General features: G+C 71.0%; 17 protein-coding genes. 6 read left to right on the top strand and 11 right to left on the bottom strand.

Annotation, left to right across the window (positions count from 1 at the left end; translation table 11 throughout):
• Nucleotides 1-35: 35 nt before the first annotated feature.
• Nucleotides 36-1883, bottom strand: coding sequence for an NHL domain-containing thioredoxin family protein (locus O3W51_RS00975; RefSeq protein WP_138351248.1), 1848 nt, complete (start codon nucleotides 1881-1883; stop codon nucleotides 36-38).
• Between the two features lie 39 nt (nucleotides 1884-1922).
• Here O3W51_RS00975 and O3W51_RS00970 point away from each other — a divergent pair, with 39 nt between their 5' ends.
• Nucleotides 1923-2417: an LURP-one-related/scramblase family protein gene (locus O3W51_RS00970; RefSeq protein WP_138351247.1), complete on the top strand. Its 495-nt coding sequence runs from the start codon at nucleotides 1923-1925 to the stop codon at nucleotides 2415-2417.
• Between the two features lie 40 nt (nucleotides 2418-2457).
• Here O3W51_RS00970 and O3W51_RS00965 read toward each other — a convergent pair whose 3' ends face one another.
• Together O3W51_RS00965 and O3W51_RS00960 are read right to left on the bottom strand one after the other, a co-directional pair.
• On the bottom strand, nucleotides 2458-3294 hold the full coding sequence (locus O3W51_RS00965; protein WP_138351246.1) for an SGNH/GDSL hydrolase family protein: 837 nt from the start codon (nucleotides 3292-3294) through the stop codon (nucleotides 2458-2460).
• A gap of 133 nt (nucleotides 3295-3427) precedes the next feature.
• Nucleotides 3428-4204 carry a carbon-nitrogen family hydrolase gene (locus tag O3W51_RS00960; RefSeq protein WP_138351245.1) on the bottom strand — a complete coding sequence of 259 codons (777 nt, stop codon included), beginning with the start codon at nucleotides 4202-4204 and terminating at the stop codon, nucleotides 3428-3430.
• 134 nt (nucleotides 4205-4338) lie between these two features.
• On the opposite strand from O3W51_RS00960, the gene O3W51_RS00955 reads away from it, so the two are divergent.
• Entirely contained in the window at nucleotides 4339-5163 is an 825-nt protein-coding gene (locus O3W51_RS00955) for a maleylpyruvate isomerase family mycothiol-dependent enzyme (RefSeq protein WP_138351244.1), read from the top strand.
• 19 nt (nucleotides 5164-5182) lie between these two features.
• Here the strand turns inward: O3W51_RS00955 and O3W51_RS00950 are convergent, their stop codons facing one another.
• From O3W51_RS00950 to pdhA, 6 genes are all read right to left on the bottom strand, one after another.
• The gene (locus tag O3W51_RS00950) at nucleotides 5183-6463 is read right to left on the bottom strand and encodes an MFS transporter (RefSeq protein WP_381584611.1); all 1281 of its coding nucleotides are present in this window, start codon (nucleotides 6461-6463) and stop codon (nucleotides 5183-5185) included.
• Between the two features lie 2 nt (nucleotides 6464-6465).
• A complete protein-coding gene (locus tag O3W51_RS00945) occupies nucleotides 6466-7134 on the bottom strand; it encodes a GntR family transcriptional regulator (RefSeq protein WP_138351242.1) in 669 nt (222 codons plus the stop codon).
• 80 nt (nucleotides 7135-7214) lie between these two features.
• The gene (locus O3W51_RS00940) at nucleotides 7215-7409 is read right to left on the bottom strand and encodes a hypothetical protein (protein ID WP_138351241.1); all 195 of its coding nucleotides are present in this window, start codon (nucleotides 7407-7409) and stop codon (nucleotides 7215-7217) included.
• A 140-nt stretch (nucleotides 7410-7549) separates the two neighbouring features.
• Complete coding sequence (locus O3W51_RS00935) at nucleotides 7550-8947, bottom strand: dihydrolipoamide acetyltransferase family protein (protein WP_269283063.1); 1398 nt, start codon at nucleotides 8945-8947, stop codon at nucleotides 7550-7552.
• Nucleotides 8948-9003: 56 nt separating this feature from the next.
• Nucleotides 9004-9978 carry an alpha-ketoacid dehydrogenase subunit beta gene (locus O3W51_RS00930; protein ID WP_138351346.1) on the bottom strand — a complete coding sequence of 325 codons (975 nt, stop codon included), beginning with the start codon at nucleotides 9976-9978 and terminating at the stop codon, nucleotides 9004-9006.
• Between the two features lie 8 nt (nucleotides 9979-9986).
• The gene (pdhA, locus tag O3W51_RS00925) at nucleotides 9987-11123 is read right to left on the bottom strand and encodes a pyruvate dehydrogenase (acetyl-transferring) E1 component subunit alpha (RefSeq protein WP_269282895.1); all 1137 of its coding nucleotides are present in this window, start codon (nucleotides 11121-11123) and stop codon (nucleotides 9987-9989) included.
• Between the two features lie 309 nt (nucleotides 11124-11432).
• Between pdhA and O3W51_RS00920 the strand changes: the two genes are divergently transcribed.
• From O3W51_RS00920 to O3W51_RS00910, 3 genes are all read left to right on the top strand, one after another.
• Nucleotides 11433-12098, top strand: a complete 666-nt coding sequence (locus tag O3W51_RS00920) for a response regulator (RefSeq protein ID WP_269282893.1) — start codon at nucleotides 11433-11435, stop codon at nucleotides 12096-12098.
• Between the two features lie 125 nt (nucleotides 12099-12223).
• Nucleotides 12224-12649: a pyridoxamine 5'-phosphate oxidase family protein gene (locus O3W51_RS00915; RefSeq protein WP_138351238.1), complete on the top strand. Its 426-nt coding sequence runs from the start codon at nucleotides 12224-12226 to the stop codon at nucleotides 12647-12649.
• A 6-nt stretch (nucleotides 12650-12655) separates the two neighbouring features.
• Nucleotides 12656-13699, top strand: a complete 1044-nt coding sequence (locus tag O3W51_RS00910; RefSeq protein ID WP_381584736.1) for a phosphotransferase — start codon at nucleotides 12656-12658, stop codon at nucleotides 13697-13699.
• A gap of 36 nt (nucleotides 13700-13735) precedes the next feature.
• Here O3W51_RS00910 and O3W51_RS00905 read toward each other — a convergent pair whose 3' ends face one another.
• Entirely contained in the window at nucleotides 13736-15289 is a 1554-nt protein-coding gene (locus O3W51_RS00905) for a protein kinase domain-containing protein (RefSeq protein ID WP_138351237.1), read from the bottom strand.
• Nucleotides 15290-15499: 210 nt separating this feature from the next.
• Between O3W51_RS00905 and O3W51_RS00900 the strand changes: the two genes are divergently transcribed.
• The gene (locus O3W51_RS00900) at nucleotides 15500-17227 is read left to right on the top strand and encodes a protein kinase domain-containing protein (protein WP_198357268.1); all 1728 of its coding nucleotides are present in this window, start codon (nucleotides 15500-15502) and stop codon (nucleotides 17225-17227) included.
• 136 nt (nucleotides 17228-17363) lie between these two features.
• Here O3W51_RS00900 and O3W51_RS00895 read toward each other — a convergent pair whose 3' ends face one another.
• Nucleotides 17364-17909 carry a bacterial proteasome activator family protein gene (locus tag O3W51_RS00895; RefSeq protein ID WP_138351235.1) on the bottom strand — a complete coding sequence of 182 codons (546 nt, stop codon included), beginning with the start codon at nucleotides 17907-17909 and terminating at the stop codon, nucleotides 17364-17366.
• Between the last annotated feature and the right edge of the window lie 67 nt (nucleotides 17910-17976).

The raw sequence follows: 17976 nt of genomic DNA, 5'->3' as shown, positions 1-17976 counted from the left end.
CGGGGCCGTGCTCCGGCCCCGCCGACGCCACTCCCTCACTCGCCCGGCTCGTCCATCCCTGCCAGCACGAGCGCCAGCCGGCCCGCGCCGGCGGCGGCCAGCCGGACCGGGACGCCCCAGTCCTGCTGGTGCATATGGCAGGCCGGGTACTCTCCCCCAGTCTCCGACTGGGAGGTGCCCCCATCGGGGTCGTCGCACGAGGCGGCCATCGCCGACACATGCAGGACGCCCTCCGCGACCTCGGGATTCAGCACCAGGTCCCGGCCCAGGTCGGTGCCCTTCCCCTCGCCCTCCAGCAGGAGTTCCGGCGGGGTCGAGCTGACCAGCAGCCGCGTCGAGGGGCCGTAGCGCTCGTCGCGCTTCTGTCCGGCGGGCGCGGTGAAGACCACGTCGAGACGGAACGGCCCCGCGGCCACCTCCGTCGCCGGCCGCTGCGTGCGGTGCGCGGCCGACTCCACCCGCACCGCCTCCTCGGGCAGCCTCAGCCGGGTGAGCCGGTGCCGGGCCGACTCGACCACGATGACGTCCCCGCCCACCAACACCGCGTCGGACGGCTCCCGCAGATCGGTCGCGAGCGTCGTCACCTCGCCGGTCTCCGGGTCGAAGCGGCGCAGCGCGTTGTTGTACGTGTCGCTGATCGCGACCGATCCGTCGGGCAGTGCGGTGACGCCCAACGGGTGCTGCAGCAGCGCCTGTTCCGCGGCGCCGTCCCGGTGCCCGAAGTCGAACAGCCCGGTACCGACGGCGGTCCGCACCACGAAGCCGGCACCGTCGCTCTCGACCCAGCGCACGGCCGACGTCTCCGAGTCCGCGACCCACAAACGGTCCCCCGCGGCCGCCAGCCCCGAAGGCTGCGCGAACCACGCCTCGTCGGCGGGCCCGTCGACCAGCCCCTCGTTGGTCGTACCGGCCGCCACCTCGACGGTCCCGGTCGCCGGGTCGTACGCCCACAGCTGGTGCACACCCGCCATCGCGATCCACACCCGGCCGGCGAACCACGCGACGTCCCACGGCGACGACAGCGCCACCTCATGGGCCGGCCCCGCCGTCGGGAACCCCTGCCACCACTGGCCGCCGGTCCCGGCGAGCGTCGTCACGCCGCCGGTCGCCGGATCCAGCCGCCGCAGCGCGTGGTTCACGGTGTCCGCGACGACGACGGAACCGTCCGGCAGCAGCGCCAGCCCCTGCGGCTCACTGAACCGCGCCACCTCAGGACCGCCGTCCACCAGCCCGCGCTCCCCGTCGCCGAACCGCCGCACGACGGTCTCGCCGTCCGCGCCCAGTTCGACGAGCTGGTGCCGGGTCGTGTCCGAGACGAGAAAACCGCCGTCGGCGAGCGCCAGCGCCTTCCCCGGGAACCGCAGATGCGTCGCCACCGGCTCCGGCGCCACATAGGGCCCGTCGCCCCGCCGCAGCGTCCCCTTGGCGCCGTGCTCCGCCTCCAGCTCCGTGACCAGCGCCTCCAGCGCGTGCGCATGCCCCTCACCCGCGTGCTGTGCGACCACGTACCCCTCGGGGTCGACCACCACCAGCGTCGGCCACGCCCGTACCGCGTACTGCTTCCACGTCCCGAGCTCCGGATCGTCGAGCACCGGATGATGCACCTCGTACCGCTCCACCGCGTCCACGACCGCCTGGTGCTCCGCCTCGTGCACGAACTTCGGCGAGTGCACCCCGATGATCACGACGGTGTCCCGGTGCTTCTCCTCGAGCTCCCGCAGCTCATCGAGCACATGCAGGCAGTTCACACAGCAGAACGTCCAGAAGTCCAGAATGACGATGCGTCCTCGCAGGTCAGCGAGGGTCAGCTGGTGATCACCGGTGTTGAGCCAGCCGCCCTTGCCGATGAGTTCTGGGGCCCGGACGCGCGCACGTGCAGTCATACCCCCATCCAACAGCACGCCCGGGGTAGACATTCCTCCATGAAATACCTCGTGCGGGAGAAGCTGTTCGCGATCGGTGACGACTACTGGATCGAGGACGAACGCGGCGATCGGGCGTTCTACGTCGACGGGAAGGTCCTGCGGATCCGGGAGACGCTGGAGCTGCGGGACGCCCGGGGGGACGAGGTCGCGGTGATCCGGAAGAAGCTGGTGAGCCTGCGGGACACCATGACGGTGGAGCGCGGCGGGGACGTGCTGGTCACCATCCGGAAGAAGCGGCTGACGCTGCTGCGGGACGTGTTCCGGGCGGAGCTGGCCTCGGGGGAGGAGCTGGAGGTCCGCGGGGACATCGTCGACAAGGAGTTCGACATCGAGTACGAGGGGGAGCGGCTCGCGCGGATCTCCCGGAAGTGGTTCCGGATGCGGGACACGTACGCGATCGATGTGGAGCGCGAGGACGCGGACGCGGGGATGCTCATCGCCATCGCGGTGTGCGTGGACCGGATGGTCGACAAGGAGCACGGGGACGACTGAGCCGGCTGAGGGGGAGGGCCTGAGCCCTCCCCCGACCGGGCTACCGCGCGGCGGCCGCCAGCACCGCGTCGGCCATCGCCTGCTCGCCCCGGGCGTTGGGGTGGAACGGGATCGACCGGTTGGTCGGGATGAGGCCCTCGGTCCAGCGGGTGGCGTCGTCGCGGCAGATGTCACGGTCCGCGCTGGCCGGGTGGTTGTCGACGAAATCGGCGCCCCCGGCGTCGGCGACACGGGCCAGCATCGCGTTGAGGCTGTTCTCGAAATCGTTCAGGAAGGCCATGTCACCGCCGGTGAACAGCACGCGCGGGCGGCAGGTCCTGGCGTCGTCCGGGATGAGGTTGAGGTAGCCGACGAGCAGCACCCGGGCGCCCGGGGAGCGCTGATGGATCGTCCGGAGCGCGGCGGCGACCTTCGGCTCGGCCGCCCTGATCCGGTCGTCGAGCCCGCTGCCGTAGCTGTTGGCGCAGGGCTTGCCCGACGGGTCGAGCAGGCCCAGGGCGCTGCACTTGACGATGATCCCGGTGAACCCGACGTCGTTGCCGCCGATGGTGAGCGTCACCAGGCCGGTGTCCTTGGTGAGCGCGTCGAACTGGCCCTCGGAGGCGAGGGTGCCGGTGTCCGCTCCCGCGCAGGTGACGTCCGTGAGGACGGCCGACGTGAGGCGCGCGGCCACCAGGTGCGGGTAGTTGTGCGTGGAGCGCATACAGCTCGCGTCCGCCTCGTCCGGCACGCCGGGCGCGGAGGCGGCGGAGTCGCCGAGAGCGGCGTAGCGGACGGACGGCGGGGGAGCCGACGCCCCGGCGGCGGGTACGCCGATCAGGGCGGCCGCCGCGAGGGCGGTGAGGAGGGCGGCGGCTCGGGACAGGGTCTGGGACACGGAGAGCTTCCTGACGCTGGACAACACGATCACTACTGTGCGTGATCGTGTTGTCGCGCCGCGTGCGAGTCAAGCACCGCCCCGGCCGCCGCGCGGCGGCCCCGCCCCCACGACGAGCGCGCAGCGACCCCGCTCAGCCGAGGCGGCGGTCCCGCAGTACCGGGAAGTCGTGGCGGGTCTTCGTGACGAGGGCGGGGTCGAGGTCGACGGTGAGGATCTCCTCGCCGGTGCCGGCCTCGGCGACGATGTCGCCCCACGGGTCGACGACCATGCTGTGACCCGCGAGCTCGACACCCGCGTGAGTGCCCGCCGTCCCGCAGGCCAGAACGTAGGTCTGGGACTCGACCGCGCGGGCCCGCGCGAGCAGCCGCCAGTGCTCCCGCCGCTTCGCCGGCCAGCCGGCCGGGATGACCAGCATCTGGGCGCCGGCGTCGACGAGCAGCCGGAACTGCTCGGGGAAGCGCAGGTCGTAACAGGTCGCCAGGCCCAGCACGGTGTCCGGGAGCGCGACCGTGACGATCTCCTCGCCGGGCGCCATCAGCGCCGCCTCGCCCTGGTCGAAGCCGAACCGGTGGATCTTGCGGTAGGTGTGCCGCAGCTCCCCGTCGGGCCCGAAGACGAGCGAGGTGTTGTAGAGCGGCCCGTCAGGGTCGCGCTCGACGATGGAACCGGCGTGCAGCCAGACTCCCGCGTCCCGCGCCGCCGCTGACATCGCGTCGGCCGTCGGCCCGTCGAGCGGCTCCGCCTCCGCCGCGAAGGTGTCCGACGCGAAGGCCCCGACCGGCCACAGTTCCGGCAGTACGACCAGATCCGTCCCGCCCTGGGCGCGCACCAGCGCGGCCACCCGGTCCCGCCGGTCGGCGACCGTTTCGTTCAAGTCGACGTCGATCTGCAGCAAAGAAGCGCGCATACACCCACCGCCCATACGTTTGGTCGTCAAGTCGGGCCTACCATCGTCACTCGAAAGCACTGCGTGGGTACCCGCGCGGAGCGTAACTTAGGCGCACACCACCACGACCGCGCATCGATCCGTCGAGGGGTCCCGTGACCGTCCACAGTAAGATCCAGCCGTACATCGACGCCTGGACCCACTCCATAGAATCCATCAACGAATTGGTCGCCCCCCTCGTCGAGGGTGAATGGAACCGGCCGACCGAGTGCCCGTACTGGTCGGTGCGCGACGTCGTGTCACACGTCATCGGCTACGAGTGCGAGATGCTCGGGGATCCGCGCCCGATCCACACCCTGCCGAGTGATCTGCGGCACATCACCAGCGAGTTCGCCCGCTACATCGAGGTGCCGGTGGACACCCGGCGCCATCACACGGCCCCGGAGATGACCTCCGAGCTCGAGTACACGATCATCCGGCGCTCCCGCCAGCTGCGGAACGAGTCGCGCGGGCCCGAGCAGAGCATGCGCGGTCCGATGGGCCAGGAGATGACCCTCGAACACCTGCTGTGGATGCGGACCTTCGACGTCTGGGTCCACGAGCAGGATCTGCGGCGCGCGCTGGCCACCCCGGGGAACCTGGCGTCGCCCGCGGCCGTGTACGCGCGGGACTTCCTGCTCCGCGGGCTGCCGAAGATGATCGCCAAGGACGCCGGGGCGCAGCCGGGTTCCGCGGTGGTCTTCGACATCCACGGCCCGCTGGAGTTCATGCGGACGGTCCGGATCGACCAGGAGGGGCGCGGCACGATCGACTCCGCGGTCTCCCTGGGCCCCGCCGTGACCTTCAGCACCGACTGGGAGACGTTCCTGCGGCTGGTCTGCGGGCGGGTGCGCCCGGCGGCCGTCGCGGACCGGGTGAAGGTGGAGGGCGACCAGGGGCTGGCGAACGCGATCCTGGCGCACATCGCCCTCACCCCGTAGAGCGTCCCGCTCCCACCCGCTACACCGGCACGTGCACGCTCTCGACGCGGCTGACCGCGATCCGGTCCTTCTCCAGCCGGGTCGCGCGGCCGCGCAGCCGCAGGATCTGGAAGGTGCCGATCGCCTGGAGCACGAAGACACTGCACCAGGCGATCCGGTAGTTGTCGCCCGTCGCGTCCAGCAGCACGCCGATCGCCAGCAGCGTGATCATCGAGGCGGTGAAGCCGCCGACGTTGACGATGCCGGAGGCGGTGCCGAAGCGCTCCGGCGGGTTGGCCGGGCGGGCGAAGTCGAAGCCGATCATCGACGCGGGGCCGCAGGCGCCCAGCGCGACACACAGGCAGATCAGCATCCACAGCGGGACGTGGCCGCCGGGCCAGGACAGCACGGCCGCCCAGGCGACGGTGCTGGCCCCGATCGCGGTCAGCGTGATCGGCATCCGCGCGCCGTGGTGACGGGCGATCAGCTGGCCGAAGAGCGTGCCGAAGACCATGTTGGCGAGCACCACGAGGGTGAGCATCGACCCCGCCGCCCCGCGTGACATGCCCTGGTCCTCCACCAGGTACGGCAGCCCCCACAGCAGCAGGAAGACCATCCCGGAGAACTGCGTCGTGAAGTGCACCCACATCCCGAGCCGGGTGCCGGGCTCGCGCCAGGCGGAGACGATCTGGTGGCGCACATAGCCGAAGCCCGCGTGCTCGGCGGGGGCCGGCTCGTAGCCGTCGGGGTGGTCCTTGAGGAACAGCAGCACCAGGACGAGGACGAACGCGCCGCCGATCGCGGTGCCGGTGAACGTGGCGGTCCAGCCCGCCGAGTGCAGGATCCGGGAGAGCGCGACCGTACTGATCAGATTGCCCGCGACGCCGAAGAGCGCGGCGGCCTGCGCGATCATCGGGCCCCGGCGGGCCGGGAACCAGCGGGAGCCGAGCCGCAGCACGCTGACGAACGTCATCGCGTCACCGCAGCCGAGCACCGCGCGGGCGGCGAGGGCCATTCCGTACGAGTGCGACAGCGCGAACGCGAGCTGGCCGGCGGTGAACAGCACGATGCCGATGGTCAGCACCTTCTTGGTGCCGAGCCGGTCGACCATCAGCCCGACGGGTATCTGCAGCCCCGCGTAGACCAGCACCTGGAGGATCGAGAAGGTGGAGAGCGCGGACGCCCCGATGTGGAAACGCTCCGCGGCGTCGATCCCGGCCACGCCGAGGCTGGTGCGGTGCACCACGGCGACCATGTAGACGAGCGTGCCGATGCCCCACACCGTGGCGGCACGCCGCCCGCCGGGCGGTTCGCCGTTCATGCTCATGCGTCCCCCCGGGCCATGACCTTCACCCACGAGACATGGCGGTGCACCAGGGCGGCGGCGCGGACGCCGTCACCGTCCCTGAGCGCCGCGAGGATCTCGCCGTGCTCCACCAGGTTCTTCGCGACGCGGCTGGGCTCGGCGTGCATCGTGGCCACACCCATCCGCAACTGCCGGTCGCGCAGCTGGTCGTAGAGGTGGGCGAGGATGCGGTTGCCCGCCGCCCGGACAATCTCGGCGTGGAAGCAGCGGTCGGCGACCGCGAACGCCGCGAGGTCACCCGCGTCGGCGTGCCCCTGCTGCTCGGCGAGCAGCTCCTCCAGCCGGGCCAGCAGCGCGGGCGGCGCGGCGGGCACCAGTCGGGCGACCGCGTGCTGCTCGACGAGCAGCCGGGTCTCCACGACATCGGCGATCTCCTGCAGGGAGACCGGCAGGACGAGCGCGCCCTTCTTCGGATAGAGCTTGATCAGCCCCTCCGCCTCCAGGCGGAGCAGCGCCTCGCGCACCGGCGTACGGGACACCCCGACGGCCTCGGCGAGATCACCTTCGGTGAGCAGCGTGCCGCCCTCGTAACTGCGGTCGAGGACGCCCTGTTTGATGTGGACATAGACCCGCTCGGCGGCGGGCGGCGGCTTGGCGGCGGGGGCCACCACGGGGGCGGGAAGCATGATGGACGCATCATAGATACATCACGTATCCACGAGAAACCCGCGTCCGCGATACGGACCGGCCGGCCCGTGCGGACCCGTCAGGGGTGCAGGCTGCTCACCACGTTGGCCGTCGCCGTGAGCCCGTTCTGGATGCTCGGGGCGACGCTCGAGCCCGCGAGGTAGAAGCCGAGGAAGACGCAGACCAGTGCGTGCGAGACCTTCAGTGATCCGCTGCGCAGGAAGACGACCGTCATGATCAGGAGCAGCAGGATCGCGGATACGGATACGGCCACGGTGTCCCTCCGGGCGGAAGCTGGGTTTCCCCCTAATATCGCCACAGATCCGGCCTTTCATGACGGATGGACACGGCAAAGAGGCCCGGACGTTTGTACGTCCGGGCCTCTTTCGCGTGATGCTCGGCTGCGCCGGTGAACTACGCCCAGGTCAGCAGGCGCTTCGGCTGCTCCAGGAGCGCCGCGACATCCGCGAGCACCTTCGAGCCCAGCTCGCCGTCGACCACCCGGTGGTCGAACGACAGGGCCAGCGTGGTGACCTTGCGGACCTTCACCTTGCCCTTGTGCACCCAGGGCATGTCCTTGACCGCGCCGAAGGCGAGGATCGCGGACTCCCCCGGGTTCAGGATCGGCGTACCGGTGTCGACGCCGAAGACGCCGACGTTGGTGATGGTCACCGTGCCGCCCTGCATCTGCGCGGGAGAGGTCTTGCCCTCGCGTGCGGTCGCCACCAGCTCACCGAGCGCGGTGGCCAGTTCGGGCAGCGTCTTCGCGCCGGCGTCCTTGATGTTCGGCACGATCAGCCCGCGCGGGGTCGCCGCGGCGATGCCCAGGTTCACATAGTCCTTGCGGACGATCTCCTGGCCGGCCTCGTCCCAGGTCGCGTTCACCTCGGGGTTCCGCCGGATCGCCACCAGCAGCGCCTTCGCCACCAGCAGCAGCGGGCTGACCTTGCGGCCCACGAACGCCGGGTCCAGCTTGAGCTCCTGGACCAGCTTCATCGTCCGCGTGATGTCGAAGGTCACGAACTCCGTGACGTGCGGCGCGGTGAAGGCGCTCGCGACCATCGCCTGCGCGGTGGCCTTGCGGACGCCCTTGATCGGCGTACGGATCTCCCGGGCACCCGGCTCCGCGACGACCGCGGGGCTCGCGGCGGCAGCGGCGGGCGCCGCCACGGCGGGCTCGGCCGGCGCGGGCGCGAGCGCCGCGTGCACGTCCTCGCGGGTGATGGTCCCGTCCCGGCCGCTCGGGACGACGGAGCTCAGATCGATGCCGAGGTCCTTCGCGAGCTTGCGCACCGGGGGCTTGGCCAGCGGCCGGTCCCCGGCGGGAGCGGCGAGGCCGGTGGCCCCGGTCGCGCCGTGGCCGTTCAGCTCCGCCGCCGGCCGGCCCTTGGGCTGGGCCGGCACCGGGCCGGGCGTCCTGCGGGCCCGGCGGACGGTCGACGCCTCGGAGACGCCGTAGCCCACCAGCACCGCCTGCCGCTTCGCCGGCTCGGCGGGTGCGGCGGGTGCGGCGGGTGCGGCGGGTGCCGCTTCGGCCGGCACGGCCGCAGCCGGGGCCGCGGCGGCGGCCGGAGCCTCGTCCGGGGCGCCCGGGGTGGTGTCCACCGAGATGATGGCGGTGCCCACGTCGACCGTCTCCCCCTCGGGGAAACGGATCTCGTGCACGACGCCGTCGAACGGGATCGGCAGCTCGACAGCCGCCTTCGCCGTCTCGACCTCGCACACGACCTGCCCGTCGGTGACGGTGTCACCCGGCTTGACGTACCACTTGAGGATCTCGGCCTCGGTGAGTCCCTCGCCCACATCGGGCATCTTGAACTCGCGGAAGCGCTGCGCAATGTCGGTCACAGTCACGCTCTCCTCGCCTCTCAGTACGCCAGCGCGCGGTCGACGGCGTCGAGTACGCGGTCCAGGCCGGGCAGGTACTCCTCCTCGAGCCGGGCCGGCGGGTACGGGGCGTGGAAGCCGCCGACCCTCAGCACGGGAGCCTCGAGGTGGTAGAAGCACCGCTCGGTGATCCGGGCGGCGATCTCCGCGCCGGTCCCCAGGAAGACGGGAGCCTCGTGCACGATCACCAGCCGGCGGGTCTTCTCGACCGACGCCTGGATCGTGTCGAAGTCCATCGGCGACAAGGACCGCAGGTCCACCACTTCCAGGCTACGACCCTCCTTGGCGGCAGCCGCGGCGGCCTCCATGCAGACCTTCACCATGGGACCGTACGCCGCCAGGGTGAGATCCGTGCCGGTGCGGGTCACCCGGGCCTTGTGCAGCGGGCCCGGAATGGCCTCGGTGTCGACCTCGCCCTTGTCCCAGTAACGGCGCTTCGGCTCGAAGAAGATCACCGGGTCGTCGCAGTCGATGGACTGCCGCAGCATCCAGTAGGCGTCCTGCGGGTTGGACGGCGAGACCACCTTCAGGCCCGGGATGTGCGCGAAGAGCGTCTCCGGGGACTCGCTGTGGTGCTCGACCGCGCCGATGCCGCCCGCGTACGGGATGCGGATGACGACGGGCATCTTGACCTTGCCCAGCGCCCGCGCGTGCATCTTGGCGAGCTGCGTGACGATCTGGTCGTACGCGGGGAAGACGAAGCCGTCGAACTGGATCTCGACGACCGGCCGGTAGCCGCGCAGCGCCAGGCCGATCGCGGTACCGACGATGCCGGACTCGGCCAGCGGGGTGTCGATGACCCGCTCCTCGCCGAAGTCCTTCTGCAGGCCGTCGGTGATGCGGAAGACGCCGCCGAGCTTCCCGATGTCCTCGCCCATGAGCAGGACCTTGGGATCGGTGTCCAGCGACTGGCGCAGCGCCTCGTTGAGGGCCTTGGCCATGGTCAACGTGGTCATGGTCATGGTCAGTGCCCCTCAGTCTCGTCGGCGAACGACGCGAGGTACTCGGCGAACTGCGCGCGCTCCTCGTCGACGAGCGCGTGCCCGTCCGCGTAGACGTTCTCGAAGATCGCCATGGTGTCGGGGTTCGGCATGGTGCGCACACCGTCCCGCACCCGCTTGGCGAGCGCGTCGCTCTCCTTGTCGATCGAGGCGTAGTACGCCTCGTCGGCGAAGCCCTCGGCCTCCAGGTACGTCTTCAGCCGCAGGATCGGGTCCTTCGGCTCCCACTGCTCGCGCTCCTCGTCGGCGCGGTAGCGGGTGGGGTCGTCGGTCGTGGTGTGCGCGCCCATCCGGTAGGTGAACGCCTCCACGAGCATCGGCCCCTGGCCGGTGCGGGCCCGCTCCAGGGCGGCCTTGGTGACGGCCAGCACGGCCAGCACGTCATTGCCGTCGACCCGGACGCCCGGGAAGCCGAAACCGGCCGAGCGCTGGTAGATCGGCACCCGGCTCTGCTTCTCGGTCGGCTCGGAGATCGCCCACTGGTTGTTCTGGCAGAAGAACACCACGGGGGCGTTGTAGACGGCCGCGAAGGTGAAGGCCTCCGCGACATCGCCCTGGCTGGAGGCGCCGTCGCCGAAATAGGCGATGACGGCGGAGTCCGCGCCGTCCTTGGCGACACCCATCGCGTAACCGGTCGCGTGCAGCGTCTGCGAGCCGATGACGATCGTGTACAGGTGGAAATTGTTCTCGTTGGGGTCCCATCCACCGTGATTGACCCCGCGGAACATGCCCAGCAGGTTCAGCGGGTCCACATCGCGGGTCCAGGCCACACCGTGTTCACGGTAGGTCGGGAAGACGTAGTCGTCCGGACGGGTGGCCCGTCCCGATCCGATCTGTGCCGCCTCCTGGCCGAGGAGCGAGGCCCACAGGCCCAGCTCGCCCTGCCGCTGCAGTGTGATCGCCTCGGCATCGAAACGGCGGGTCAGCACCATGTCGCGGTACAGGCCACGCAGCTCGTCCGGGGTCAGGTCGATGGAGTACTCGCTGTGCTCGACGCGCTTGCCCTCGGGGGTCAACAGCTGTACGAGCTCGGGCTCGCCCCCACGGCGCTTCGCGCCGCCGCGGGTAGTCCTCCGCGCGGCAGTGCTCTTCACGCTCACGTTCGCTCCTCCGTCTGTCCGGCCCCCGGGATCCGCCGGGAGGCCAGTTGCGGCTCACCTGGTGTCGACGCGGCGCACGGGGTATGTGCGGCATGGCCGAGCCAGGCGTGACAGTGCCCCGGCAAGTGGCCTGCAAGAAAGACGTTACCTACTACATCCGCAATCGCGCGAAGGCGTCCTACCTGCGGTTTTGCTTGGATTACCTAGTAAATAGGCGTTGTCGCAGGCCACCGGGACAGAGGAACGGTATCTCGCGGATCGAAATGGCGTAAGAGGTCTGGAGATCGAATCGTGTGCGATGCTCGATTCGTGATCGAAGACGGAAAAATCCGCGTTTTCCTCCTCGATGACCACGAAGTGGTCCGTCGGGGCGTCCATGAGCTGCTCTCCATAGAGACCGATATCCAGATCGTCGGTGAGGCCGGCACGGCCGCCGAGGCCCTCACCCGGATCCCCGCCACCCGCCCCGACGTCGCGATCCTGGACGTCCGGCTGCCCGACGGCAGCGGCGTCGAGGTCTGCCGGGAGGTCCGGTCCGGCGATCCGCACATCACGTGCCTGATGCTGACCTCGTTCGCCGACGACGAGGCGCTGTTCGACGCGATCATGGCCGGCGCGGCGGGTTACGTCCTCAAGGCCATCCGGGGGACGGACCTGGTCAGCGCCGTCCGTGACGTCGCCGCCGGGAAGTCGCTGCTGGACCCCGTCGCGACCGCCCGGGTGCTGGAGCGGCTGCGGCACGGCGCGGACAAGGGCGACGACCGGCTCGCCGGCCTGACCGAGCAGGAGAAGAAGATCCTCGACCTGATCGGCGAGGGCCACACCAACCGGCAGATCGGCGAGAAGCTGCACCTCGCGGAGAAGACGGTCAAGAACTACGTCTCCTCGCTGCTCTCCAAGCTCGGCATGGAGCGCAGGACCCAGGCGGCCGCCTACGTCGCCAGGATGCACGCGGAGGAGAACCAGCAGCGCTGAGGCCGCCCGGGGCGCCCGGCCGGCGCTCCAGGACCCGCGCAGCCGCCCCCCGCGGCGCCAGGGACCAAGGACCCTGCCGATCGGGGGCCGCCGCCCCTGTCCCGTCCCGCCCGCCGAACGCCACAGTGGAGAGATGTCCCCCCCAAGAACGACGCACGCTCGAGCTCGTGGCCGCCGTCCGCTACGGACGCCTGGCCCTCTCGCGCCACGCCATGCCGTACATCGCCGTCGCCCGGCACGTCGTGGTGGACGACCACGTGCTGATCCGCGTACACCGCGGCTGGGACATACACGGCGCCTGCGACGGCTCCGTCGTCGGCTACCAGGCCGACAACCTGAACACGGCCACGGACTCCATCTGGGCCGTGCACCTCACCGGCACCGCCCGCGTCATCCCGGCACCCGACAGCGCGGACGAGATCTTCGGACCGCTTCCCTCGTTCGTGGACGAGCAGGCCTTCGATCCGGTCCATCTGCGGATCGACCCGCAGTTCGTGGACGTCCAGTTCGTGAAGGGTGTCGCAGGGTGGCCGGAGCTGCACGCCGCGTGATCTACGATTTCCCGGGTGACGGGCACGGCGACGGAGCTGCTCGCTGAGCGCACGCTCGGCACACTGCTGCGCCGTTACGAGGGCGCCGGCACCCCACTGGCCTGCCATCCGGTCCCCCAGGGACTGCTGAACCGCGGCTACCGGCTGGCGACCACCCGCGGCCGGTTCTTCCTCAAGCACTACGTCGCGCCGGACACCGCGGACGCCGCCGTCATCGCCCGCCAGCACCGCGCGACCCTGCTCCTGGACGGCCTCGGGCTGCCCGTCGCCGCCCCGGTCGCCGACACCGAGGGCCGGACCGTCGCCGTCGTCGGCGGGCGCTGCTACGCGCTCTACCCGTGGGTCGAGGGCCGGCACCGGGAGGGCACCGAGCTGACCGCCGCCCAGTCCCGGCGCCTCGGCGCTCTCCTCGGCCATGTGCACGCCGGCCTGGCCCGCGTACAGCCCCCGCCGGAGGCGGACCGGGTCGCGCATCCCAGCGCCGACCCCGGGCGGACGTACGCGCTCATCGACGAGCTGCTGGACCTCGCCCACGCGCACGAGCCGCGCGAGACCTTCGACGAGCTGGCCGAGCACCGGCTGCTGGAGCGCCGCACCCTGCTGGAACGGCACGCCCATCGCCGCCCGCCCGCCCCGGACGGGCCCGCCACCGGCTGGGTGCACGGCGACTTCCACCCGCTGAACCTGCTCTACCGCGGGGACGAACCCGTCGCCATCGTCGACTGGGACCGGCTCGGCGTGCAGCCGCGCGCGGAGGAGGCGGTACGGGCCGCCGCGATCTTCTTCGTCCGGCCGGGTGACGGGAAGCTCGACCTGGCGAAGGTGCGGCCCTACGCGCGCGCCTACCGGCTCGCGGCCGGGACGGCCGCCCAGGAGATGGCCGCGGCGGTGCACCGGGTCTGGTGGGAGCGCCTGAACGACTTCTGGATGCTGCGCTGGCGCTACCAGGAGCGCGACCGGCGCTCCGACCCGCTCTTCCCGGCGTCCTCCGCGCTCGCGGTGTGGTGGACCCGCGAGTACGAGGCGGTCAGCGACGCGTTCACCGGCTGACCGGCCGCGGGGCCGGGGCCGGTGAACGCGGCCCGGTCAGCCGGTGCCGGGCTTGCCGTTGTTGTTGCCGCCGGGGGCGGTCGACGGGGTGCCCTGAGGCGTCGTCGGGTCCTTCGTCGGCGGGTCGGACGACGCCGAGGGGGACTCGGACGGGGACTCGGACGGAGACTCCGTCTGCGTCTCGGTCTGCGTCTCCGTGGGCGTCGGTGAGGTGGTGCGCGTCGGCCGGTGGGACGGCGTCGTCGTTGGCGGCTGCGTGATGCCCCCGTCGCCCTGGTTCGGATCCGTGGAGGTGTCCTGGCTCGGCGCGGAGCTCTGGTCCTGCGAGCTCTGTGAGCTCGGCGGCGCCACGTCCTGGCCCGGGTCCTTCTTGTTCCCCGCCTGCCCGACGGCGAAGTACACGCCCATCGAGACGGCCAGCACCGCGGCCAGCACGAAGAGCACCGGCTTGAGCCACTTGTTGCCCCGGCCGCCGCCACCGTGCTGCGGCTCGTGGTAGCCGCGCGTCTCGTCCGCTCCGCCACCGGACGCGCCCAGCATCACCGGCCGGCTGAACTCCGCCGTGGTGCTGTTGCCCTGCCGCCCGATCGTCGGGCCGGAGCCCATGCCGGTGCCCGCCGGCGGGGTGACCGGGGCCGAGTGCGGCACGACGCCGGTGTCCCAGACGTTGTTCCAGCCGCCCTGCTCCTGGAGCATGTGCAGCGCGTACTGCACGACGCCGCGCATCTCCTCGGCGCTCTGGAACCGGTCGTCCGGGTGCTTGGCGAGCGCGCGCAGCACCATACCGTCGAGCTCCGGCGGCACCCGGTCGCTGACCGTGGACGGCACCTGCGGTTCGTCCTGCACGTGCTGGTAGACCACGGACAGCGGCGTCTCACCGGTGAAGGGCGGCCGCAGCGCCAGCAGCTCGTAGAGCATGCAGCCGGTCGCGTACAGGTCGGAGCGGTAGTCGACCGCCTTGCCGAGCGCCTGCTCGGGGGAGAGGTACTGCGGGGTGCCCATGACCATGCCGGTCTGCGTCATGGTGCTGGCCGCGCCGTGCAGCGCGCGGGCGATGCCGAAGTCCATGACCTTGACGGCGCCGGCGTTGGTGATGATGACGTTGGCCGGCTTGATGTCACGGTGCACGATGCCGTGCTGGTGGCTGTAGGCGAGCGCCTCCAGCACACCGGAGATGATGATCAGCGCCTGGTCGATGGGCGGCGCCTCGGCGCCGGTCAGCAGGTCGCGGATGGTGTGCCCGTCGACCAGCTCCATGACGATGTAGGGGACCGTGCCGGTGGGGGTGCGGTCCTCGCCCGAGTCGTACACCGCGACCACGGCATGGTGGTTCAGCCCGGCGACCGACTGTGCCTCGCGGGTGAAGCGCGCCTTGGAGACCGGGTCCTCCGCCAGATCGGAGCGCAGCAGCTTGATCGCCACGATCCGGCCCAGCCGTACGTCCTCGGCCGCGAAGACCTCGGCCATTCCGCCGCGTCCCAGCCGGTAGGTCAGCCGGTAACGGCCGTCACCGACCATCCCTTGCGCGCCCCACAATTCGGGCGAATCGGACGCTCCGGTTCCTGCGGTCGTCTCATGGGGGTCGACCATCAGTCCTCGCCGTCGCTTGGTGCCTCGCCTTACAGGTTTTCTGGTCGGCCACGCTACCGTCTCCGGGGACGGTGCCGGGCCGCTCATGTATGGGCCCGATGCGCATCAGGTGACGAGATGGTCAACGAACTTGACGTGCCCGCGCGATAAGCCAGACTTGGCGGGCAAGCCGGCGGGCCGATGGGCCCTCTCTAGGGGGAAGCGGTACAGATGAGCAGCGGGGACGGCGCGCAGACCGATTACGCGGGTCGCTCGGTCGGAGGCGGTCGCTATGTGCTGCGCGATCTCCTCGGCGAGGGCGGCATGGCATCGGTGCACCTGGGACACGACACGGTGCTGGACCGCCCGGTCGCCGTCAAGACACTGCACACGAGCCTGGGGAACGAACAGTCCTTCCGTGAGCGGTTCCGCCGCGAGGCGCAAGCTGTGGCCAAACTGAACCACACCAACATCGTCTCGGTCTTCGACTCCGGCGAGGACACCCTCGACGGCGCGATGGTCCCGTACATCGTCATGGAGTACGTCGAGGGCAAGCCGCTCAACGTGGTGCTGGCCGAGGACATCGCGCAGTACGGCGCGATGCCGGCCGAGAAGGCACTGAAGATCACCGGCGATGTGCTGGCGGCCCTCGCGGTCAGTCACGAGATGGGCCTGGTGCACCGCGACATCAAGCCCGGCAACGTGATGGTGACCAAGCGTGGCGTGGTCAAGGTCATGGACTTCGGCATCGCCCGGGCCATGCAGTCCGGCGTGACGTCGATGACGCAGACCGGCATGGTCGTCGGCACCCCGCAGTACCTGTCGCCCGAGCAGGCGCTGGGCCGCGGCGTCGACGAGCGGTCCGACCTGTACTCCGTCGGCTGCATGCTCTTCGAGCTGACGACCGGCCGGATCCCCTTCGAGTCGGACTCGCCGCTGGGCATGGCGTACCAGCACGTGCAGGAGATCCCGCCCGCACCGTCCCAGTTCAACCGGGCGATCACCCCCGGCATCGACGCGCTGATCGCGCGGGCCCTGAAGAAGAACCCGGCGGAGCGCTTCCCGACCGCGGACGCGATGCACGACGAGCTGGAGCGGGTCGGCGCCTCGACGCAGGCCGGCGCCACCCCGCTGATCATCGGCGAGGGCCCGCACGCCCGCGGCCGCGGCGAGGGCGTCTCCGCGACGGTCTTCCCGCCCGCCCAGGGCGCGCTGCACACCCCGCCGCCGAACGTCCACAGCCCGTACCAGACGCCTTCGCCGCAGCACAGCGCCTACGGCCCGAGCACCCCGGCGCCCGCGACCCCGGCCGCTTACGGCTACCCGCAGCAGGTCCAGCAGCAGGCGCCGCAGTACCGGACGCCTGCTCCGACGGCCGGGTACCCGATGCAGCCCGGCACGGTCTCCGGCGGACCCGGTGGCGGGGGCAACGGCGGCGGCCGGTCGAGCCGGACCGTCCTGATCGGCGCCGCGGTGGCGGTGGTCGCCATCTGCCTGATCGTCGGCCTGATCGTCAAGATGAAGGGGGGCGGCTCGGACGACACCGCCGGCAAGGGCAACGACACCGCCTCCCCGTCCACGTCCTCCAGCCAGTACGCGCCGGGTGCCTCCAGCGGCGGGACCTCGCCGTCGACCGCGAACCCCGGCGGAGTCGTCGAGGGCGACAAGACCCGGACGCTGGAGTCGTCGGCGTGCACCGGGGCCACCCAGGGCTTCACCAACACGGACCCGAACATGGTCCTGTTCCCGCAGTTCAACACCAAGTACCGGGACTCCGTCGAGGCCTGCCTGAAGGCCGCCGGTTGGAAGTACACGGTGAAGTACACGAACGAGCAGCAGTGGGGCAAGGGCGCCGTCGTCGACCAGACGCCCAAGGCGCTGGCCGACTACAACGTCACGTGGAAGAACGACGCCAGCAAGATCACCATCTGGGTCTCCACCGGCAAGGGCGCCAGCTGATCCGGCCGTAGCGGCAGTACGCGGAGGGCCCGGCACACATGATGTGTGCCGGGCCCTCCGCGGTTACCTGTCGGTGATTCCCGGGTTCCTAGAGGTACGGGTTCCCGGAGGCACGGGTTCCTCGAGGTACGGGTTCCTAGAGGTACGGGCCGGAGCGGGCGCCCGGGTGGCCGCCCTCGTCCTCCTCGTGCCCGCCCACGCCCGGCGGGAGGGCGCGGCGCATCTGCTCCAGCTGAGCCCTGGCTGCCATCTGCTGGGCGAACAGCGCCGTCTGGATGCCGTGGAAGAGGCCCTCCAGCCAGCCCACCAGCTGCGCCTGGGCGATGCGCAGCTCGGCCTCGGTCGGGATCGAGTCGTCGTTGAAAGGCAGCGAGAGCCGTTCCAGCTCCTCCACCAGCTCGGGCGCGAGACCGTCCTCCAGTTCCTTGACGGAACTGGCGTGGATCTCCTTGAGACGAACGCGGCTCGCCTCGTCGAGCGGCGCCTGCCGCACTTCTTCCAGAAGCTGCTTGATCATGCTGCCGATACGCATGACCTTCGCCGGCTGTTCCACCATGTCTGTCACCGGGACCTCGCGCGATTCCTCGCCGCCGCCAGGGGTGCCGCCGAGCGCCATTCCGTCCGGTCCCACGATCAGGACCTGCGGGCTCTCCTGCGACCGTTCGTTCATCGGCATCTCCATGCCGCCATTCTCTCGCACACTGCGTTCTCCTGAAGGTGTGCCCCCTGATGCGGCTGATCCACCACGT

The organism is Streptomyces sp. H39-C1 (assembly GCF_027158125.1).
GTDB classification, from domain to species: domain Bacteria; phylum Actinomycetota; class Actinomycetes; order Streptomycetales; family Streptomycetaceae; genus Actinacidiphila; species Actinacidiphila fildesensis.
This window is presented reverse-complemented; position numbering and strand designations above follow the sequence as displayed.

What these genes read in the sequence shown, in the direction of transcription:
- O3W51_RS00975 (WP_138351248.1), bottom strand. Translation starts at nt 1,883, where the DNA reads ATGACTGCACGTGCGCGCGTCCGGGCCCCAGAACTCATCGGCAAGGGC.
- O3W51_RS00970 (WP_138351247.1), top strand. Translation starts at nt 1,923, where the DNA reads ATGAAATACCTCGTGCGGGAGAAGCTGTTCGCGATCGGTGACGACTAC.
- O3W51_RS00960 (WP_138351245.1), bottom strand. Translation starts at nt 4,204, where the DNA reads ATGCGCGCTTCTTTGCTGCAGATCGACGTCGACTTGAACGAAACGGTC.
- O3W51_RS00950 (WP_381584611.1), bottom strand. Translation starts at nt 6,463, where the DNA reads ATGAACGGCGAACCGCCCGGCGGGCGGCGTGCCGCCACGGTGTGGGGC.
- O3W51_RS00945 (WP_138351242.1), bottom strand. Translation starts at nt 7,134, where the DNA reads ATGCTTCCCGCCCCCGTGGTGGCCCCCGCCGCCAAGCCGCCGCCCGCC.
- O3W51_RS00935 (WP_269283063.1), bottom strand. Translation starts at nt 8,947, where the DNA reads ATGCCCGATGTGGGCGAGGGACTCACCGAGGCCGAGATCCTCAAGTGG.
- O3W51_RS00930 (WP_138351346.1), bottom strand. Translation starts at nt 9,978, where the DNA reads ATGACCACGTTGACCATGGCCAAGGCCCTCAACGAGGCGCTGCGCCAG.
- O3W51_RS00905 (WP_138351237.1), bottom strand. Translation starts at nt 15,289, where the DNA reads ATGGTCGACCCCCATGAGACGACCGCAGGAACCGGAGCGTCCGATTCG.
- O3W51_RS00900 (WP_198357268.1), top strand. Translation starts at nt 15,500, where the DNA reads ATGAGCAGCGGGGACGGCGCGCAGACCGATTACGCGGGTCGCTCGGTC.
- O3W51_RS00895 (WP_138351235.1), bottom strand. Translation starts at nt 17,909, where the DNA reads ATGGAGATGCCGATGAACGAACGGTCGCAGGAGAGCCCGCAGGTCCTG.